Here is a 14,553-nt window from a genome sequence, read left to right as displayed (position 1 = left end):
TATCATCCGATACGTTCGGCCGCGGCCGTCTCCTCCACGACCTCACGCAGCGCGGCCTCTCCGCTGCGGAACGACGCACTGTCGGAGTACGCGAGGTCCGCGATGCCGGGATCGTCGTCGACGAGGTCGCCGGTGCGCGGGTCGAGCCGGACGACCGTCAGAGTGCGAACCGCCACCCCCGTGCTCAGATCCGGCTGCACCGCGGCGACGATCGCGAGACCGGACCCGAGATGCATCCGGGTGGAGCCATAGGGATCCGCGAACCCGGCCAGCAGATCACCGCTCTCATGCAGGACGACCCAGTCGGCACCGTCAGACCGCGCCGCGGCGATCAGCTCGGTCCTGGCTCGCCTGGTCTCCTCGGCCTGCAGCGCGGCGTGACGCAGCGCGAAGGACGCACCCGCGACCTGATCCAACGGCAGTGCGCCGAGCGCGAGACCCGTGCCCTCCAGTGCGCCGGCCACGATCTCGCCGGCCTGCGGCCAGCGGTCGACCAGCTCGTCGGTCGACCCGACGCCACCCAGTTCGTCGACGATCGCGCGGACCAGCCGGACCGCGAGCTGATAGCGCTCGACGTCGCCGCCACCGATGGAGTACAGGCTCTGTTCCGAGGCTCGCCAGGAGGATCGGAGCGCACGGGCGGTCATCTCGTCAGTCATCGCAGTTCTCCCTGGTCGGTCGCCTCGATGTCTACTATACGACACGTCCATCTGCTATGTTGTGCCATCCGAACGAGGCGGACGCACAGCTGACGTGCACGACAGTAGGAGCCGGATCTATGAGCGACATCGCGGTCATCGCCCTCGGTGGCAACGCACTCACCCGCGAGGACCAGCGGGGCACCTTGGACGAGCAGTACTCGAACGCGCTGGCGATGGCCAAGTCCGTTCGCTCGCTGTTGCGCAAGGGCTGGCAGATCATCATCGTGCACGGGAACGGGCCGCAGGTCGGGAACCTGGCGATCCAGCACGAGGAAGGTGCCCGGCTGGTGCCGGCGCAGCCGCTGTACTCCCTCGGCGCGATGACCCAGGGAGCACTGGGAAGCCTGATCTGCCTGGCCCTGCACGAGGTGTGCGGCCGAGAGATCTCCGGCGCGGTCTCCGTCGTCACGCATATCGTCGTCGACCGCGACGACCCCGCGTTCGCCGCCCCCAGCAAGCCGATCGGGCCGTTCTTCGGTCAGGCCGAGGCAGAGCAGTTCGCGGCCACGCGCGGCTGGACCATGGTCTCGGACGCGGGCCGCGGCTTCCGCCGGGTCGTTCCCTCCCCCACCCCGCAGGCGATCCTCGAGGCGAACGCCGTCGCGGCGCTGACCCAGTCGGGTCACATCGTCGTCGCCGCGGGCGGCGGCGGCATCCCGGTGGTCGAGGAGAACGGCGCCTACCGCGGCGTCGACGCCGTCATCGACAAGGACTTCGCCGCCGAGCGGATCGCCGTCGCGGCGAACGCGACCGCACTCGTCATGGTCACCGGTGTCCCATCGGTGAAGCTCGACTTCGGTACGCCGCAGGAGCGGTCCGTCGAGCAACTGACCGTGACCGAGGCCCGCCGCTACTTGGCCGACGGGCAGTTCCCGCCCGGGAGCATGGGCCCGAAGATGAGCGCCGCGATCAAGTTCGTCGAAGGCTCGGCCTCCGTCGAGCGGCCGCGCTTCGCAGCCATCACCACCCCTGAGCTCGTCTACGCGACCCTCGACGAGCCGCACGGAATCGTCGAGGGCACCCGTGGCACTCGGATCCTGACCGAGGACGTCCCCACCCCTGCCACCACCAAGGAGCTGGTCGGATGAGCACCCGCGTCGCCGTACGCAAGAACTCCTACAAGGACAGCGTGCGCCTCCTCGAGGCCACCCGCGCGATCCTCGGATCGCCCGGAGTGTCCTGGGGCTGGGCCCTGATGGCCACCCCCGCCAACCTCGAGACCCTTGCTGAGCAAGGCATCGCCGGCGATGTGGAGGGCGCGGCGGCCAACGATCTCGTCCTGGCCGTCCGGGCCGAGGACGACGACTCGGCCGCGGCAGCGCTCGACACGGCCTCGGAGACACTCTTCGCCGCGACAGCGCAGGAGGCGGACGGCGACGTACCGAACGCCACCGATCTGGGCGAGGCGCTGGCCGAGAGGCCGGACGCGAACGTCGCGATCATCTCGGTGCCGGGCTCGTACGCCGCTCTGGAGACCCACAAGGCGTTGACGGCTGGTCTGAACGTGTTGCTCTTCAGCGACAACGTTCCGCTGCAGGAGGAGATCGAGCTCAAGCAACGCGCCCGCGACCTCGGCCGGCTGGTGATGGGTCCCGGTGCCGGTACGGCGATGATCGCCGGCGCCGGACTCGGATTCGCGAACCGGGTCAGCGCCGGACCGGTCGGCATCGTTGCCGCCGCGGGGACCGGCGCGCAAGAGGTGATGAGCCTGCTGGACCGCTGGGGAATCGGCGTCTCGCACGTCATCGGCGTGGGCGGCCGCGACCTGTCTCCCGAGGTCGGCGGCCTGATGGCCGAGTCCGCGCTGCGCGCGCTCGACGCGGACGAGCGGACGCAGGCGATCCTGCTGGTGTCGAAGCCGCCGTCCCGTGAGGTCGCAGAACGGCTGCTGAAGGTGCCGTCCAAGCCCACGGTCGCCGCGCTGATGGGCCTGCGGGACAGCCTCTCCACTCCCGACCACGTGACAGTGGTCAACACCCTCGAACGAGGCGCCGCCGAGACGATCGCTCTGGTCGGCGGATCCACTCCGGACCTGGTTCAGGGGACGGCTGAGCAGGTAGCAAGTTTGATCACCGGGCTGGCACCGACGCGACGCAAGGTCGTCGGTCTCTACAGCGGCGGAACGCTCTGCTACGAGGCTCTGACGATCGCCACCGATCACCTGGGGCCGATCCACTCGAACGTCCCGCTGGACAAGTCGCTCACCGTCGACTCGGCGAAGCCCGACTCGCATCTGTTCCTCGACCTCGGCGAGGAGGAGTACACGGTCGGCCGGCCGCACCCGATGATCGATCCGCAGGCCCGGATCGAGTTCCTGGAGCGTCAGGTCGACGACGACGGTGTCGCCGCGGTTCTCCTCGACGTCGTGATCGGCGACGGCGCGCACGACGATCCGGCCGGCATGCTCGCGCCCGCTATCGAGAAGGTGACCGGCTCCGGCGCGATCGTCGTCGCCTATGTTCTCGGCACCGAACTCGACCCGCAGGGGTTCGCGTCCCAGCAGGAAACGCTGCGCCGAGCCGGATGCATCGTCACCGAGACCGCTGCCCGGGCGGCGCTCGCCGCGTCCGCGATCGCACTGCGCGACCCCGCTCTGGTTGCGGCGGAGCTGTAGGCGGTGGCTGCGGTGGATCGCTTACGCCTCGCGCTCACGACGTACTCGGTGAAACCACGCGGTGGGGTCGTGCACACGCTGGAGCTTGCGGAAGCACTGCAGGCCGCCGGGGTGGACGTCACCGTGATCGCGCTGTCCGATCAGGGCAAAGGGTTCTTCCGGGAGGTCGACGTACCGGTACGGCTGGTCGATGCGCCGCCACCGGCGCCGACGCTGGAGGAGCGGGTGTTCCAGTCGATCGCGACGCTGACCGACTTCCTCACCGAGATCGGCGACCAGTTCGACATCGTGCACAGCCAGGACTGCATCTCGGCCCGGGCCGCCGCTCGGGTCCGGGACGCGGGGACGCCGTTCCGGCTGATCCGCACGGTCCACCACGTCGACGACTTCACCACACAGGCGCTGATGGACTGCCAGCGCAACGCGATCCTCGAGCCGGACGACGTACTCGTGGTCAGCAAGCTCTGGCAGGACCTCCTGCTGCGCGACTACGGAGTCGAGGCGCGCATCGTCACCAACGGCGTCCGCACCGACCGGTTCGGCGCCGGCGTCAGCGAGCTGCGTCGCAAGGAGCTGCGGCAGCGGATCAACGCCGGCGACCGTTTCGTCTATCTGACCGTGGGTGGCATCGAGCCGCGCAAGGGCACCGCCTATCTCGTCGAGGCCTTGGCCCGGCTGAAGGCGACGCACCCGAATCCGCCGATGCTGGCGATCATCGGCGGTCATTCCTTCCAGGACTACCGGGCCTACCGCGAGACGGTGCTCGACTCGCTCGAGCCGAGCGGGCTGCGGCTCGGTACGGACGTCGTACTGCTCGGCACCGTCTCCGACGAGGAGCTGCCGGAGTGGTTCGGCGCCGCGGACGGCTTCGCGTTCCCCTCGATGAAGGAGGGCTGGGGTCTGGTGGTCCTGGAGGCGATGGCCGCCGGACTCCCCGTCGTCACGTCCGACATCGACGTCTTCCACGAGTTCCTGACCGACGAGCAGGACGCACTGATGACCGGCGCGGGTGATGCGGCTTCACTCGCACAGGGTCTGGCGCGACTGGTCGACGACGAAGCAACCCGGCACCGGCTGGCCCGACGCGGGCCGGCCGTCGCCGCGGCGTACCCGTGGTCCGGCACTGCCGAGCAACACCTCGAGGTCTATCGCCGAGCACTCTCATCACACACCGAAGGAGAGCCCGACACATGAGCAATGTGACCACCACGGCCGAGCGCATCCCGGTCTGGGCGTATCTGATCGCCGTACTGTCGTTGATCGCCTTGTATCTCATGCTCCAGGACAACGGTGCGGTGCTGTCCACCGTCGCGCCGTACGTCCACGAGTTCACCCACGACGGACGCCACATCCTCGGCGTGCCCTGCCACTAGGGACGCCGCGATGAACCTCTGGCCGTCAACCTTTCGTGCCTCACTCGCCGGCGGACTCGCGGCGGGTGGGGTCGCCGCGGTCTTCAGCTTCGTGGTCGTCGAACCGACCGTCCGGCTCGCCCTGGAGGTCGAGGAGAGCCGCGCCGCCATCGAGCACGCGCAGGGCGAACATACGCATGAGGCCGAGCTCGTCTCGCGCGGCCTGCAGCAGGTCGGCGGAGCGATCGCGGTGATCGTCGCCGCCCTGCTGCTGTCCGTGCTGTACGCCGTCGCCCTGAGCCGCTTCCGCCGGTCGTCGAAGCTCAGCGACCTGACCAGCGCGCTGGTCGTGGCCGGAGGCGGCTTCACGATCTTCGCCCTCGCCCCCGGCCTCAAGTACCCCGCCAACCCGCCGGCCGTCGGCGACCCGGACACGGTCACCGAACGCACGCTCCTCTACGGCTGCGCAATCGCCATCGCGGCTCTGACGGTGGCCGCGTTACTCGCGATCATCCGCACCGCCCGGCGGCGCGGATGGTCGACCACTCGCCTCTCCTGGAGCATCGTCGGCGTTGTGGCTGCCGGTTGCGTTGTCCTCTTCGCCGGACTGCCGGCCGCCCCCGACGCGATTCCCACCGACGTCGGGGCCGGCCTGGTCTGGCAGTTCCGGCTCAGGTCACTCGGCACGCTGGCGATTCTCTGGACCACCTTGGGTCTGGTGACCGGCACGCTGCTGGCCCGGGCGCATCACAGCGCCACGGCGTACGACCGCACTCACCGGGTCCTGAACGGCCGCTGAACAACGTCAATGCCGGGGAGGGACTTACCTTCGCCCGACTCGTCACCCACTGCTTCAGCAACCGATGCTTGCCCGAGGCAACCTGCTGGCCACGTCACGGTCGGGATCCGTGTCATGGGGCGCCGAGGAGCACAGCCTCAGCCAGGTCGTGATCAATGACGATCCCGTTGATCAGTCCAGATGTCAGCGCGGCTCGAACGGCGTCACTCTTGCGTACGTCGAAGGCGATACCGATCCGCGTGGGCACGGAACGCAGCTCGGCTTCGGAGATGCCGATCATCCTTTCGTCGAGCGGCGTCTGCACTTTGCGGCCTTGATCATCCAGGAGGTGACCGACGACCTCTGCACACACCCCCAGCTCTCGAGCAGTTTCCCGGTCGCGTGCCGACGCTGCCTCATAGACCGTCGACAGTCCATCGCCCCACGCGCCGATGCCGATGGCGCAGACTGTCAACTCACGAAACAGCTGTTGGCAGCGCACGAAGTCGGGTTGCTTCCGATAGATTTCCGGACCTGAATCACTCGGGCACACCATCGGCGCGTAGTAGAGGTAGGCCGGTCCCCCACCGGCCCGCGTGAACCGACGTACGGCTTCCATCACATCCCACGCGTCGATCCGCGACACCGCGCCGGTGATCTGCACGACAGCGCACCTGCTGAATCCACCCGGAGGATCTGGGAGTCCCATCAGCGTGCGGGTAGATGAAATGCCCACGACGTCGCGATCGGTCACGATCTCTTGCAGCAGCGAGGTTGCGGCTTGCCCGACGATGCCCCGCAACAACTCCGGAGAGTCGGCCGGCGCCTGGGTCACGGCGCAGTACCGCAGTCCGAAGCGATCCTGCAACTGGACGGACAGATCCATCTCCAAGTCATCGGGCAGGCCGATCTCGATCCGGACCAAGCCAGTCTCCCGAGACCGTTCCAGCAGCCGGCCGACCTGGAACCGGGACAGGCCGAGTTCCTCCGCGATCTGCACGCGAGAACGCTCCTGGAGGTAGTAGCGCCTCGCCACCGCAGCCATCAACAGCATCTGGCTCTGTTTGCCGCGTAGTCGCCGGCCGTCAACCTTCTGCAGGTCAGCACCATCGTCGGTATCGCTCATGTGAGCACTCTAGACCTCATATTGATTCGAGTCATTGTCAGGCAGGCGCCGCGAGTGCCTTAATTCGATGTCCACTCGCTTCCACTGGACCGATCAGATGAGCGATACCGAGAGGCTCTTCGCATGGAACGACACCCCCTGATCGCCGGCACGCGCTGCCGGCGGCGACCTCGACCGGCGGCAGCGCCGTGACCGGCATTCTGGCCGGCCGAACTGGCACGGTCACAGCGTCGGCAACCGCGAAGGCTGCTCCGCACTGGAAACGTGCCTTACAGCGGCACGGCAAGGAGTACCTTCTCTTCGCGGCGTTGGTCGGACCGAACCTCGCACTCATCCTGGTCTTCTCGTACTGGCCGGTGATCTACAACCTCTATCTGAGCTTCACCTCGTGGGACATGATCTCTCCGAGTCCGACCTGGGCCGGTCCGGCGGAGTACCGCGAGCTGTTCACCAGCTCCGACTTCGCCCAGGTGCTGCTCAACACGTTCAAGTTCGTGGCACTGATCGTTGTCGGTGCCGTTGTCGGGGGACTGGCAACGGCTTTGGTCCTCAACCAGCGACTCATCGGCCGTGGTCTGGTGCGAACGGTCAGCTTCGCACCACACATCGTCTCCGGGGCTGCGATCGCCACACTCTGGCTGTTCATCCTCGACCCGAGCTTCGGCCTGCTGCGCGCAGTCCTGGAGCCACTGGGGATCACCTCACCTCAGTGGACGACCAGCTCTCACTATTCGCTCTATGCCCTCGTGATGGTGTACCTCTGGAAGGGAATCGGCTTCTGCGCGATCATCTACGTCGCCGGCATGCAGAACCTCCCCAGTGACCTGTTCGAGGCCGCGACGCTGGACGGTGCGGGTGGCTGGTCGCGCTTCCGCTACGTCACTGTGCCGCTGCTGTCCCCGGTCACCTACTTCCTGGTCGTGACATCGGTCATCGGCACCTTCCAGGCCTATGACGTCACCGCCATCATGACCGGGGGCGGTCCAGGCATCTCTTCGACGACCTTGAGCTGGTTCATCTACCAGAAGGCATTCCAGGCATCCGATGCCGGCCTGGCAGCTGCCGCGGCAGTGGTCATGCTGATCATCCTGCTGGCGATCACCTTCCTGATGACCCGATTCGCCGAGCGGAAGGTGACCTACCAGTGAGCGCCAACACCTCAGCACGGCGAGACACCGCCGGCAGAGCAGTCTCCAGACAGATCGTCATCTACGCACTACTGGTGCTGATCGCTGCTGTCTTCATCATGCCGCTGTACTGGCTGCTCAGCTCAGCGGTCAAACCCAGCGGCGAGATCTACCGCTTCCCACTCCAATGGATCCCGCAGCACCTGCACTGGTCGAACTTTGCCAACGCCTGGCACGACGCGCCGTTCGGATCCTTCTTCATCAACTCGATTGTCGTCACCGTCATCGGAACCACCATCAAGATGCTGTTGGCAACCGGCTCCGCCTACGCCTTCACGTTCCTGCCGTTTCCCTTCAAGCGGGGCATCTTCTTCCTGCTGCTCGGCGCACTGATGACCCCGGGCACGATCACGTTACTGCCCAACTATCTGACCGCCTCCCACCTCGGCTGGGTCGACACCTACGCGGGGCTCATCATCCCTGGGGCCGGATCAGCGTTCGGAATGTTCTTGTTACGCCAACAGATGATGAGCCTCCCGCGCGAGGTGTTCGAGGCCGCCAGCGTCGACGGAGCCGGCCACCTACGGATCCTTCTCCAACTGGTCGCGCCCATGTCTCGGCCGATGATGATCACCGTCACGCTGATCTCGGTCATCGAAGTATGGAACGACTTCATCTGGCCACTGATCATCACCACGACAACCCAGATGCGCACCTTGCCGGTCGGCCTGCTCTACCTGAAATCCCAGGAGGGCTACAACGACTGGGGCGCCATCATGGCCGGCACCGTCATGGTCGCCGCACCCATGATCATCGTCTTCCTCCTGGCACAGCGCTACATCGTCGCCGGATTCTCCGGCGGCGCGATCAAGGGCTGACCCACTCAATGCCGTCACAGCTGGAAGGACCACATCACATGTCCGGAAACAACTCCCCCCTCAGCCTTGGGACCGGGTTGAGCAGACGCTCACTGCTCCAACTGGCCGGCGCCGGCGCTCTCGCAGCTCCTGCTCTTGCGGCCTGCTCAGGTGGCGGTGGCGGCGGAGCAGGGGGCGGGTTCGCTGCAGTCGACGTCAAGGTGCCGGAGAAGTACCGCAAACGCGGTCAGAAGGTCGTCCTGTGGAGCTCGTGGAACGGGAAGCCGGGCAACGTTCTGAACGAGCTGATCAACAAGTTCAACGACTCACAGAACGACATCTACGCCCAAGCACAGTTCCAAGGGAACTACTTCGACGCCACTTCCAAGGTCACCGCCGCTTTGCGAGCGAAGGCCGTCCCCGACATCATGGCGTTCGGTCAGACTGCCTGGCAGGTCTTCTTCCTCAACGAAACGCTCGAAGAGCTCGACAGCTACGTCGACGACGCGTTCACAGCGTCGTTCTACCCGAACCTGTTCGACGCCGGCGTGATCAAGAACAAGCTGTACTGGATCTCGTTCGCCCGCAGCACACCGATCATGTACTACAACAAGGATCTGTTCGCCAAGGCCGGACTACCCGACCGCGGACCTGAGACCTGGACAGAACTGCGGGAGTGGGGACCTGCGCTGATCCAGCAGAAGGCCGCCGGCAAGCCCGTGAAGGTGACCGAACTGTCCGGTGGTGACAGCTGGGAATTCGAAGCCAGCGTGTGGCAGTTCGGCGGACGCATCTCCAAGGGCCTCGACGTCACCATCAACAAGGACGGCGCCGTCGAGTGTGCCGACTGGATGCGAAAGCTGATCTTCGACGACAAGATGGCCGTCCTCTCCCGTGATTATGGGACGAACTTCAACAACGGCCTCGTCGGCACCTACATGAACTCGACCGGGGCGTTGGCCGGCACCTACGAGGCAGCCAAGTTCGAGGTCGGCGTCAGCCCACTGCCCAAACAAGTCACCCATGGAGTACCCACGGGCGGCGGCGGGCTTTCGATCTTCAAGGGCATACCCAAGGAGCGCAAGGAAGCCGCCTGGGAAGTGATCAAGTTCCTCTCCTCACCAGAATCGGCCGCAACCTGGTCATTGGGCACCGGTTACCTACCGGTCGTGAAGGAGGCAGTGAGTCGGTCCGAATACCAGACCGCGCTGAAGAAGGACCCCAACCGCGGCGTGGCCATCGCCCAGTTGGCGCAGGCCGGCCAGCTCGATGAGGTCGACGCCTACGTGCAGAACGCTTCACCCATCATCTACGGGGGGCTGCAGAAGATCTACGGCGACAATCAGCCGGCCCAACAGGTGCTGGACGGCGTCGCCGAGCAGCTCAAGGCCGGCGCGGAGAAGATCAAACCGAAGTACGACAAGCTCGCCGGAGACGAGGGCTGACACCGGTGGCACCGTTTCGCATCACCGGTCACCGCGGCGCCATGGGCTACATGCCCGAGAACACAATCCCCTCCTACCTTCGCGCTGTCCAGGACGGCGTGGACGAGGTCGAACTCGACCTGCGCCTCACCAAAGACGGTCACATCGTCCTCATTCACGACCCGACAGTCGACCGCACAACCAACGGTCACGGCGCAGTCGATGAACTCAGTCTCGCCGAACTGCAACGCCTGGACGCCGGCAACGGCGAGCACATCCCCACCTTCGAAGAAGCGATCGAAGCCCTGGACATCACGATCCTGGCGGAGATCAAAACCGACGCGGTGGTCGAGCCACTGCGCCGCCAGTTGGCCGACCGCGCGGAATTGCGACAGCAGATCCAGCCGATCAGTTTCCACGCCGAGAGGCTTGAACCCCTCGCCGAGGCCTTCGGCGACCTACGCTGCGCACTGTTGTCCGAGACCGGGTCCGAAGAACTGCTGGAGCAGGCACTCGCCATCGGTACCCAGTGGGTCGGGGTCGGATGGCAGGGAAGCAGTCCGGAGCTCATCAAGCAGGCCCACGACAAAGGGCTGGAGTACTGCCTCTGGCCGGCGCCGACCCGAACTGAAGTCGACCGAGCCATCGCCTGGGGCGCAGACGGTGTCACCACCGATCACCCGGCTCGAGTCATCCGGCCCAGTACCGGATCCGTTCCCGTCCCATGAACCTCACGAGGAGACCCGATCTTGAACCAACCAGCCCTCCAAGCGGTCCTGTTCGACATGGACGGAACCTTGTTCGACAGCGAACGCATCTGGGACGTCAGCCTTCAGGACCTGGCGAGCAAGCTAGGCGGCACCTTGTCTCCGCAGGCACGGCTCCGGATCGTCGGCAGCAACCTGCTCAACACCGTCCGCATCATCCAAGACGACATCGGGGTCGACGGCGACGACCAACGCTTGGCGAAGTGGCTGCTCGACCGGACACAGGAACTCTTCTCAGTCGGTGTTCCTTGGCGCCCGACGGCCCGTGAGCTGGTCGCCGGCGTACGTTCCCACGGGATCCCCACCGCATTGGTGACCGGGAGCTACCGGGTGCTGGTCGACGTCGTCCTCGCACAGCTTCCACCGGATACCTTCGACCTAGTGCTGTGCGGTGACGAGGTCGCATACCCCAAGCCCCATCCGGAGTCGTACCTGACTGCGGCGTCCAGACTCGGAGTGAACGTGCACAACGCCGTCGCGATCGAGGATTCGCAGAACGGCATCGCGTCAGCTGCCGCTGCTGGATGTGTGGTTGTCGCCGTCCCAGAGGACCCACGGACTCTCCCCGAAGGACACGGTGCCACCATCGCTGCCTTGTCCTCGATCACCGTCGATTGGTTGAGCATGCTGGTGGCATCACCAACCAGGCCGGCCGGTCATGGCCCGCGCCGGCAAAGTGATGACTAAAGGTTGAGCCGTCGTACTCGTACGTCGTCGTCGCTGGTTGGCGTCGGCTCAGAGGCTCGCGCCGACGTGGGCGACGAGGTCGGCGAGCCGGTTGGAGTAGCCCCACTCGTTGTCGTACCAACCGACAACCTTGACCTGGTTGCCGATCACCTTGGTCAGCGGAGCATCGAAGACGCAGGACGCCGGATCGGTGACGATGTCAGACGAGACGATCGGGTCGGTGGAGTAGCGGAGGTAGCCCTTGAGGTCTCCCTCGGCCGCCGCCTGGACGATCTCGTTCACCTCCTCGACGGAGGTGTCCCGCGCCGCGTCGAAGGTCAGGTCCGTCGCCGATCCGGTCGGCACCGGCACCCGGATCGCGTACCCGTCCAGCTTTCCCTTCAGCTCGGGCAGCACCAGCCCGATGGCCTTCGCAGCCCCGGTCGACGTCGGTACGACGTTGATCGCGGCAGCCCGCGCCCGGCGCAGGTCCTGGTGGATGTTGTCCTGCAGGTTCTGGTCGGCGGTGTAGGCGTGGATCGTGGTCATCAGGCCCTTGGTGATCCCGAGCCCTTCGTGCAGGACCTTGGCCATCGGCGCGAGGCAGTTCGTGGTGCAGGAGGCGTTCGAGATCACCGTGTGCGCTGCGGCGTCGTACTGGTCGTGGTTGACGCCCATGACGATCGTGACGTCGTTGTTGGAGGCGGGTGCCGAGATGATCACCTTCCGGGCGCCGCCGCTGTCGACGTGCGCGCGGGCCAGGTTCGCGTCGGTGAAGAAGCCTGTCGACTCGACCACCAGGTCGACCCCGAGGTCCTTCCACGGCAGCTTCCCGGGATCGCGTTCGGCCAGGGCGACGATCGACGCGTCGCCGACGACGATCGCGTCGCCGGTCGACCGGACGTCGGCGTCCAGCCGGCCGAGGATCGAGTCGTACTTCAGCAGGTGCGCCAGCGTCGACCGGTCGGTCAGGTCGTTGACGCCGACGATCTCGATGTCGGCCCCGCAAGCGCGGACGGCACGGTAGAAGTTGCGGCCGATCCGGCCGAAGCCGTTGATGCCGACACGAACAGTCATGAAAGGGAGCCTCCAGAACCTCGGGGAACAGGGATCAGCGGGTCTTGCCCTGGCGGTCGAGCAGGCGCCAGAGCATCGGGGTGAAGATCAGCTGCATGGCCAGATCCATCTTTCCGCCGGGGCAGACGATGGTGTTCGGACGCGACATGAACGAGTCGTGCAGCATCGACAGCAGGTAAGGGAAATCGATCCCGCGGGGGTCCTTGAACCGGATCACGAGCATCGACTCGTCCGGCGTCGGGATCGTCCGCGCGATGAACGGATTGGACGTGTCGACCACCGGCACCCGCTGGAAGTTCACGTGCGTACGGGAGAACTGCGGGCACATGTAGTTCACGTAGTCGTGCATCCGCCGCAGGATCGTCTCCGTCACGGCCTCGGTCGAGTAGCCGCGCTTGTCCTTGTCCCGATGCAGTTTCTGGGTCCACTCCAGGTTGATCACCGGCACCACGCCTATCAGCAGGTCGGCGTGCTGCGCGACGTCGACCTTCTCGGTGACCACAGCGCCGTGCAAACCCTCGTAGAACAACAGATCCGTAGCACCGGGGAGCTCGGCCCAGGGTGTGAACGTCCCGGGATCCTGCGAGTACGGCGCTGCCTCCTGCTCGTCGTGGAGGTACCTGCGCACGCGGCCACCGCCGCTCTCGCCGTACTGCCGGAACAACCCTTCCAGCTCTTCGAAGAGGTTGGCGTCGGGACCGAAGTGGCTGAAGGTGTGATCCCCCTCGGCGAACGCGCGGGTCATCTCGTCCTTCATCCCCATCCGGTCGTGGCGGTGGAAACTGTCGCCCTCCACGAAGGCGGCGTTCACCTGCTCGCGCCGGAAGATCTGCTCGAAGGTCCGCATCACCGAGGTGGTGCCGGCTCCGGACGAGCCGGTGATCGCGACAACGGGGTGCTTGGCTGACATGGGACCAACTCCTCAGGCGGTGGCGCGGTACAGACCGCGGAAGCCGTACAACGGATTGCCCTGCTGCTCGGGGTCGCCGCCGGACACGGCGTGGTACCGCTCGATCCGGTCGACCTCCTCGCGCGAGCCGAAGATCAGCCCGATCCGCTGGTGCAGTTGCGTGGGCCTGACCTCGAGTACGCGTTCGCGTCCGGTGATCGCGCGGCCGCCGGCCTGCTCGATCAGGAAGGCGATCGGGTTCGCCTCGTAGAGCAGCCGAAGCCGGCCTTCCTGTGCGGGGTCCCTGGAGTCGCGCGGGTACAGGAACACGCCGCCACGGGTCAGGATCCGGTGCGTCTCGGCCACCAGCGAGGCGACCCAGCGCATGTTGAAGTCCTTCTGCCGCGGACCCGTCGTGCCGGCCAGGCACTCGTCGATGTAGCGCTGCACGGCCGGCTCCCAGAACCGGCGGTTCGAGGTGTTGACCGCGAACTCGGCCGTTGCCTCCGGCACCTTGATGTCCTGGCGGGTCAGGAAGAACTCCCCCAGACCCGGGTCCAGCGTGAAGGCGTGCACGCCGGTTCCCACGGTGAGCACCAGAACGGTCGACGGACCGTAGATCGCGTAGCCGCCGGCGACCTGTTCGGTTCCGGGCTGGAGGAAGTCGGCGACCTGGACGTCGGGGCCGGTGACCGGAGCGGCCAGGATCGAGAAGATGCTCCCGACGGAGACGTTGACGTCGATGTTGGAGGATCCGTCGAGCGGGTCGAACACGAGCAGGCAGTTGCCGCGCGGATGGTGCGCCGGGATCTGGTACGGCGCCTCGAGCTCCTCGGACGCCATGCCCGCAACGAGACCGCCCCACTCGTTGGTGCGCATGAAGATGTCATTGGCCAGTACGTCGAGCTTCTGCTGCTGCTCGCCCTGCACGTTGGTCGCCCCGGCAGCGCCGAGTACGCCGGCCAGCGCACCGGACGCGACCCGCTTCGAGATTGCCTTGCAGGCCAGCGCGACGTCGAGGATCAGCGAGTCGACTTCTTCACTCGCACCGGTGTGACGACGACGGTCCTCGGTCAGGAACTGGGTCAGCGTCTGGCGTTCGGTCAGCATGGGCACTCCTTGCGGCAGGGGTGGGCTGCCCCGAGCACACCATTGCCTCCGCCACGCGGCATCCA

The 14,553-nt window shown here is 66.2% G+C and carries 15 protein-coding genes; 10 read left to right on the top strand and 5 right to left on the bottom strand.

Going from position 1 to position 14,553, the window contains the following annotated elements; all coding sequences use genetic code 11:
• Positions 1-2: 2 nt before the first annotated feature.
• The gene (locus OG817_RS04385; RefSeq protein WP_406052324.1) at positions 3-659 is read right to left on the bottom strand and encodes a hypothetical protein; all 657 of its coding nucleotides are present in this window, start codon (positions 657-659) and stop codon (positions 3-5) included.
• A 119-nt stretch (positions 660-778) separates the two neighbouring features.
• Between OG817_RS04385 and OG817_RS04380 the strand changes: the two genes are divergently transcribed.
• The 5 genes from OG817_RS04380 to OG817_RS04360 are packed head-to-tail and all read left to right on the top strand — an operon-like array spanning position 779 to position 5,466.
• Positions 779-1,789, top strand: coding sequence for a carbamate kinase (locus OG817_RS04380; protein WP_406052323.1), 1,011 nt, complete (start codon positions 779-781; stop codon positions 1,787-1,789).
• The gene (locus OG817_RS04375) at positions 1,786-3,315 is read left to right on the top strand and encodes a hypothetical protein (protein ID WP_406052322.1); all 1,530 of its coding nucleotides are present in this window, start codon (positions 1,786-1,788) and stop codon (positions 3,313-3,315) included. The genes OG817_RS04380 and OG817_RS04375 overlap by 4 nt, the downstream gene beginning before the upstream one ends.
• 12 nt (positions 3,316-3,327) lie before the next feature.
• Entirely contained in the window at positions 3,328-4,509 is a 1,182-nt protein-coding gene (locus tag OG817_RS04370) for an MSMEG_0565 family glycosyltransferase (protein WP_406052321.1), read from the top strand.
• Positions 4,506-4,688 (top strand): CbtB-domain containing protein, encoded by a 183-nt coding sequence (locus tag OG817_RS04365; protein ID WP_396393672.1) that lies wholly within the window; start codon positions 4,506-4,508, stop codon positions 4,686-4,688. Before OG817_RS04370 ends, OG817_RS04365 begins: the two co-directional genes overlap by 4 nt.
• 10 nt (positions 4,689-4,698) lie before the next feature.
• A complete protein-coding gene (locus tag OG817_RS04360) occupies positions 4,699-5,466 on the top strand; it encodes a CbtA family protein (RefSeq protein WP_406052320.1) in 768 nt (255 codons plus the stop codon).
• A 112-nt stretch (positions 5,467-5,578) separates the two neighbouring features.
• Here OG817_RS04360 and OG817_RS04355 read toward each other — a convergent pair whose 3' ends face one another.
• Positions 5,579-6,370, bottom strand: a complete 792-nt coding sequence (locus tag OG817_RS04355; protein WP_406052319.1) for a sugar-binding transcriptional regulator — start codon at positions 6,368-6,370, stop codon at positions 5,579-5,581.
• Between the two features lie 389 nt (positions 6,371-6,759).
• On the opposite strand from OG817_RS04355, the gene OG817_RS04350 reads away from it, so the two are divergent.
• From OG817_RS04350 to OG817_RS04330, 5 genes are all read left to right on the top strand, one after another.
• Positions 6,760-7,719, top strand: coding sequence for a sugar ABC transporter permease (locus OG817_RS04350; protein ID WP_360446335.1), 960 nt, complete (start codon positions 6,760-6,762; stop codon positions 7,717-7,719).
• A complete protein-coding gene (locus OG817_RS04345) occupies positions 7,716-8,576 on the top strand; it encodes a carbohydrate ABC transporter permease (protein ID WP_360446333.1) in 861 nt (286 codons plus the stop codon). The genes OG817_RS04350 and OG817_RS04345 overlap by 4 nt, the downstream gene beginning before the upstream one ends.
• Before the next feature lie 77 nt (positions 8,577-8,653).
• Positions 8,654-10,000: an ABC transporter substrate-binding protein gene (locus OG817_RS04340; protein WP_406052318.1), complete on the top strand. Its 1,347-nt coding sequence runs from the start codon at positions 8,654-8,656 to the stop codon at positions 9,998-10,000.
• Positions 10,001-10,041: 41 nt separating this feature from the next.
• Positions 10,042-10,707, top strand: coding sequence for a glycerophosphodiester phosphodiesterase family protein (locus OG817_RS04335; protein WP_360446566.1), 666 nt, complete (start codon positions 10,042-10,044; stop codon positions 10,705-10,707).
• A gap of 21 nt (positions 10,708-10,728) precedes the next feature.
• Positions 10,729-11,433 (top strand): HAD family hydrolase, encoded by a 705-nt coding sequence (locus OG817_RS04330; protein ID WP_406052317.1) that lies wholly within the window; start codon positions 10,729-10,731, stop codon positions 11,431-11,433.
• Positions 11,434-11,481: 48 nt separating this feature from the next.
• On the opposite strand, the gene gap is transcribed toward OG817_RS04330, so the two are convergent.
• Genes gap through OG817_RS04315 form a run of 3 tightly spaced genes read right to left on the bottom strand, consistent with a single transcriptional unit; the run spans position 11,482 to position 14,488 of the window.
• On the bottom strand, positions 11,482-12,489 hold the full coding sequence (gene gap / locus OG817_RS04325) for a type I glyceraldehyde-3-phosphate dehydrogenase (RefSeq protein ID WP_406052316.1): 1,008 nt from the start codon (positions 12,487-12,489) through the stop codon (positions 11,482-11,484).
• Between the two features lie 34 nt (positions 12,490-12,523).
• Positions 12,524-13,399: a phosphoribulokinase gene (locus OG817_RS04320; protein WP_406052315.1), complete on the bottom strand. Its 876-nt coding sequence runs from the start codon at positions 13,397-13,399 to the stop codon at positions 12,524-12,526.
• Positions 13,400-13,411: 12 nt separating this feature from the next.
• Positions 13,412-14,488 carry a class 1 fructose-bisphosphatase gene (locus OG817_RS04315; RefSeq protein ID WP_406052314.1) on the bottom strand — a complete coding sequence of 359 codons (1,077 nt, stop codon included), beginning with the start codon at positions 14,486-14,488 and terminating at the stop codon, positions 13,412-13,414.
• Between the last annotated feature and the right edge of the window lie 65 nt (positions 14,489-14,553).

Origin of the sequence: Kribbella sp. NBC_00889 (assembly GCF_045207705.1) — a bacterium.
GTDB lineage: Bacteria > Actinomycetota > Actinomycetes > Propionibacteriales > Kribbellaceae > Kribbella.
Note: the sequence above shows the minus strand (reverse complement) of the source record. Positions and strands in the feature narration are given on the sequence as shown.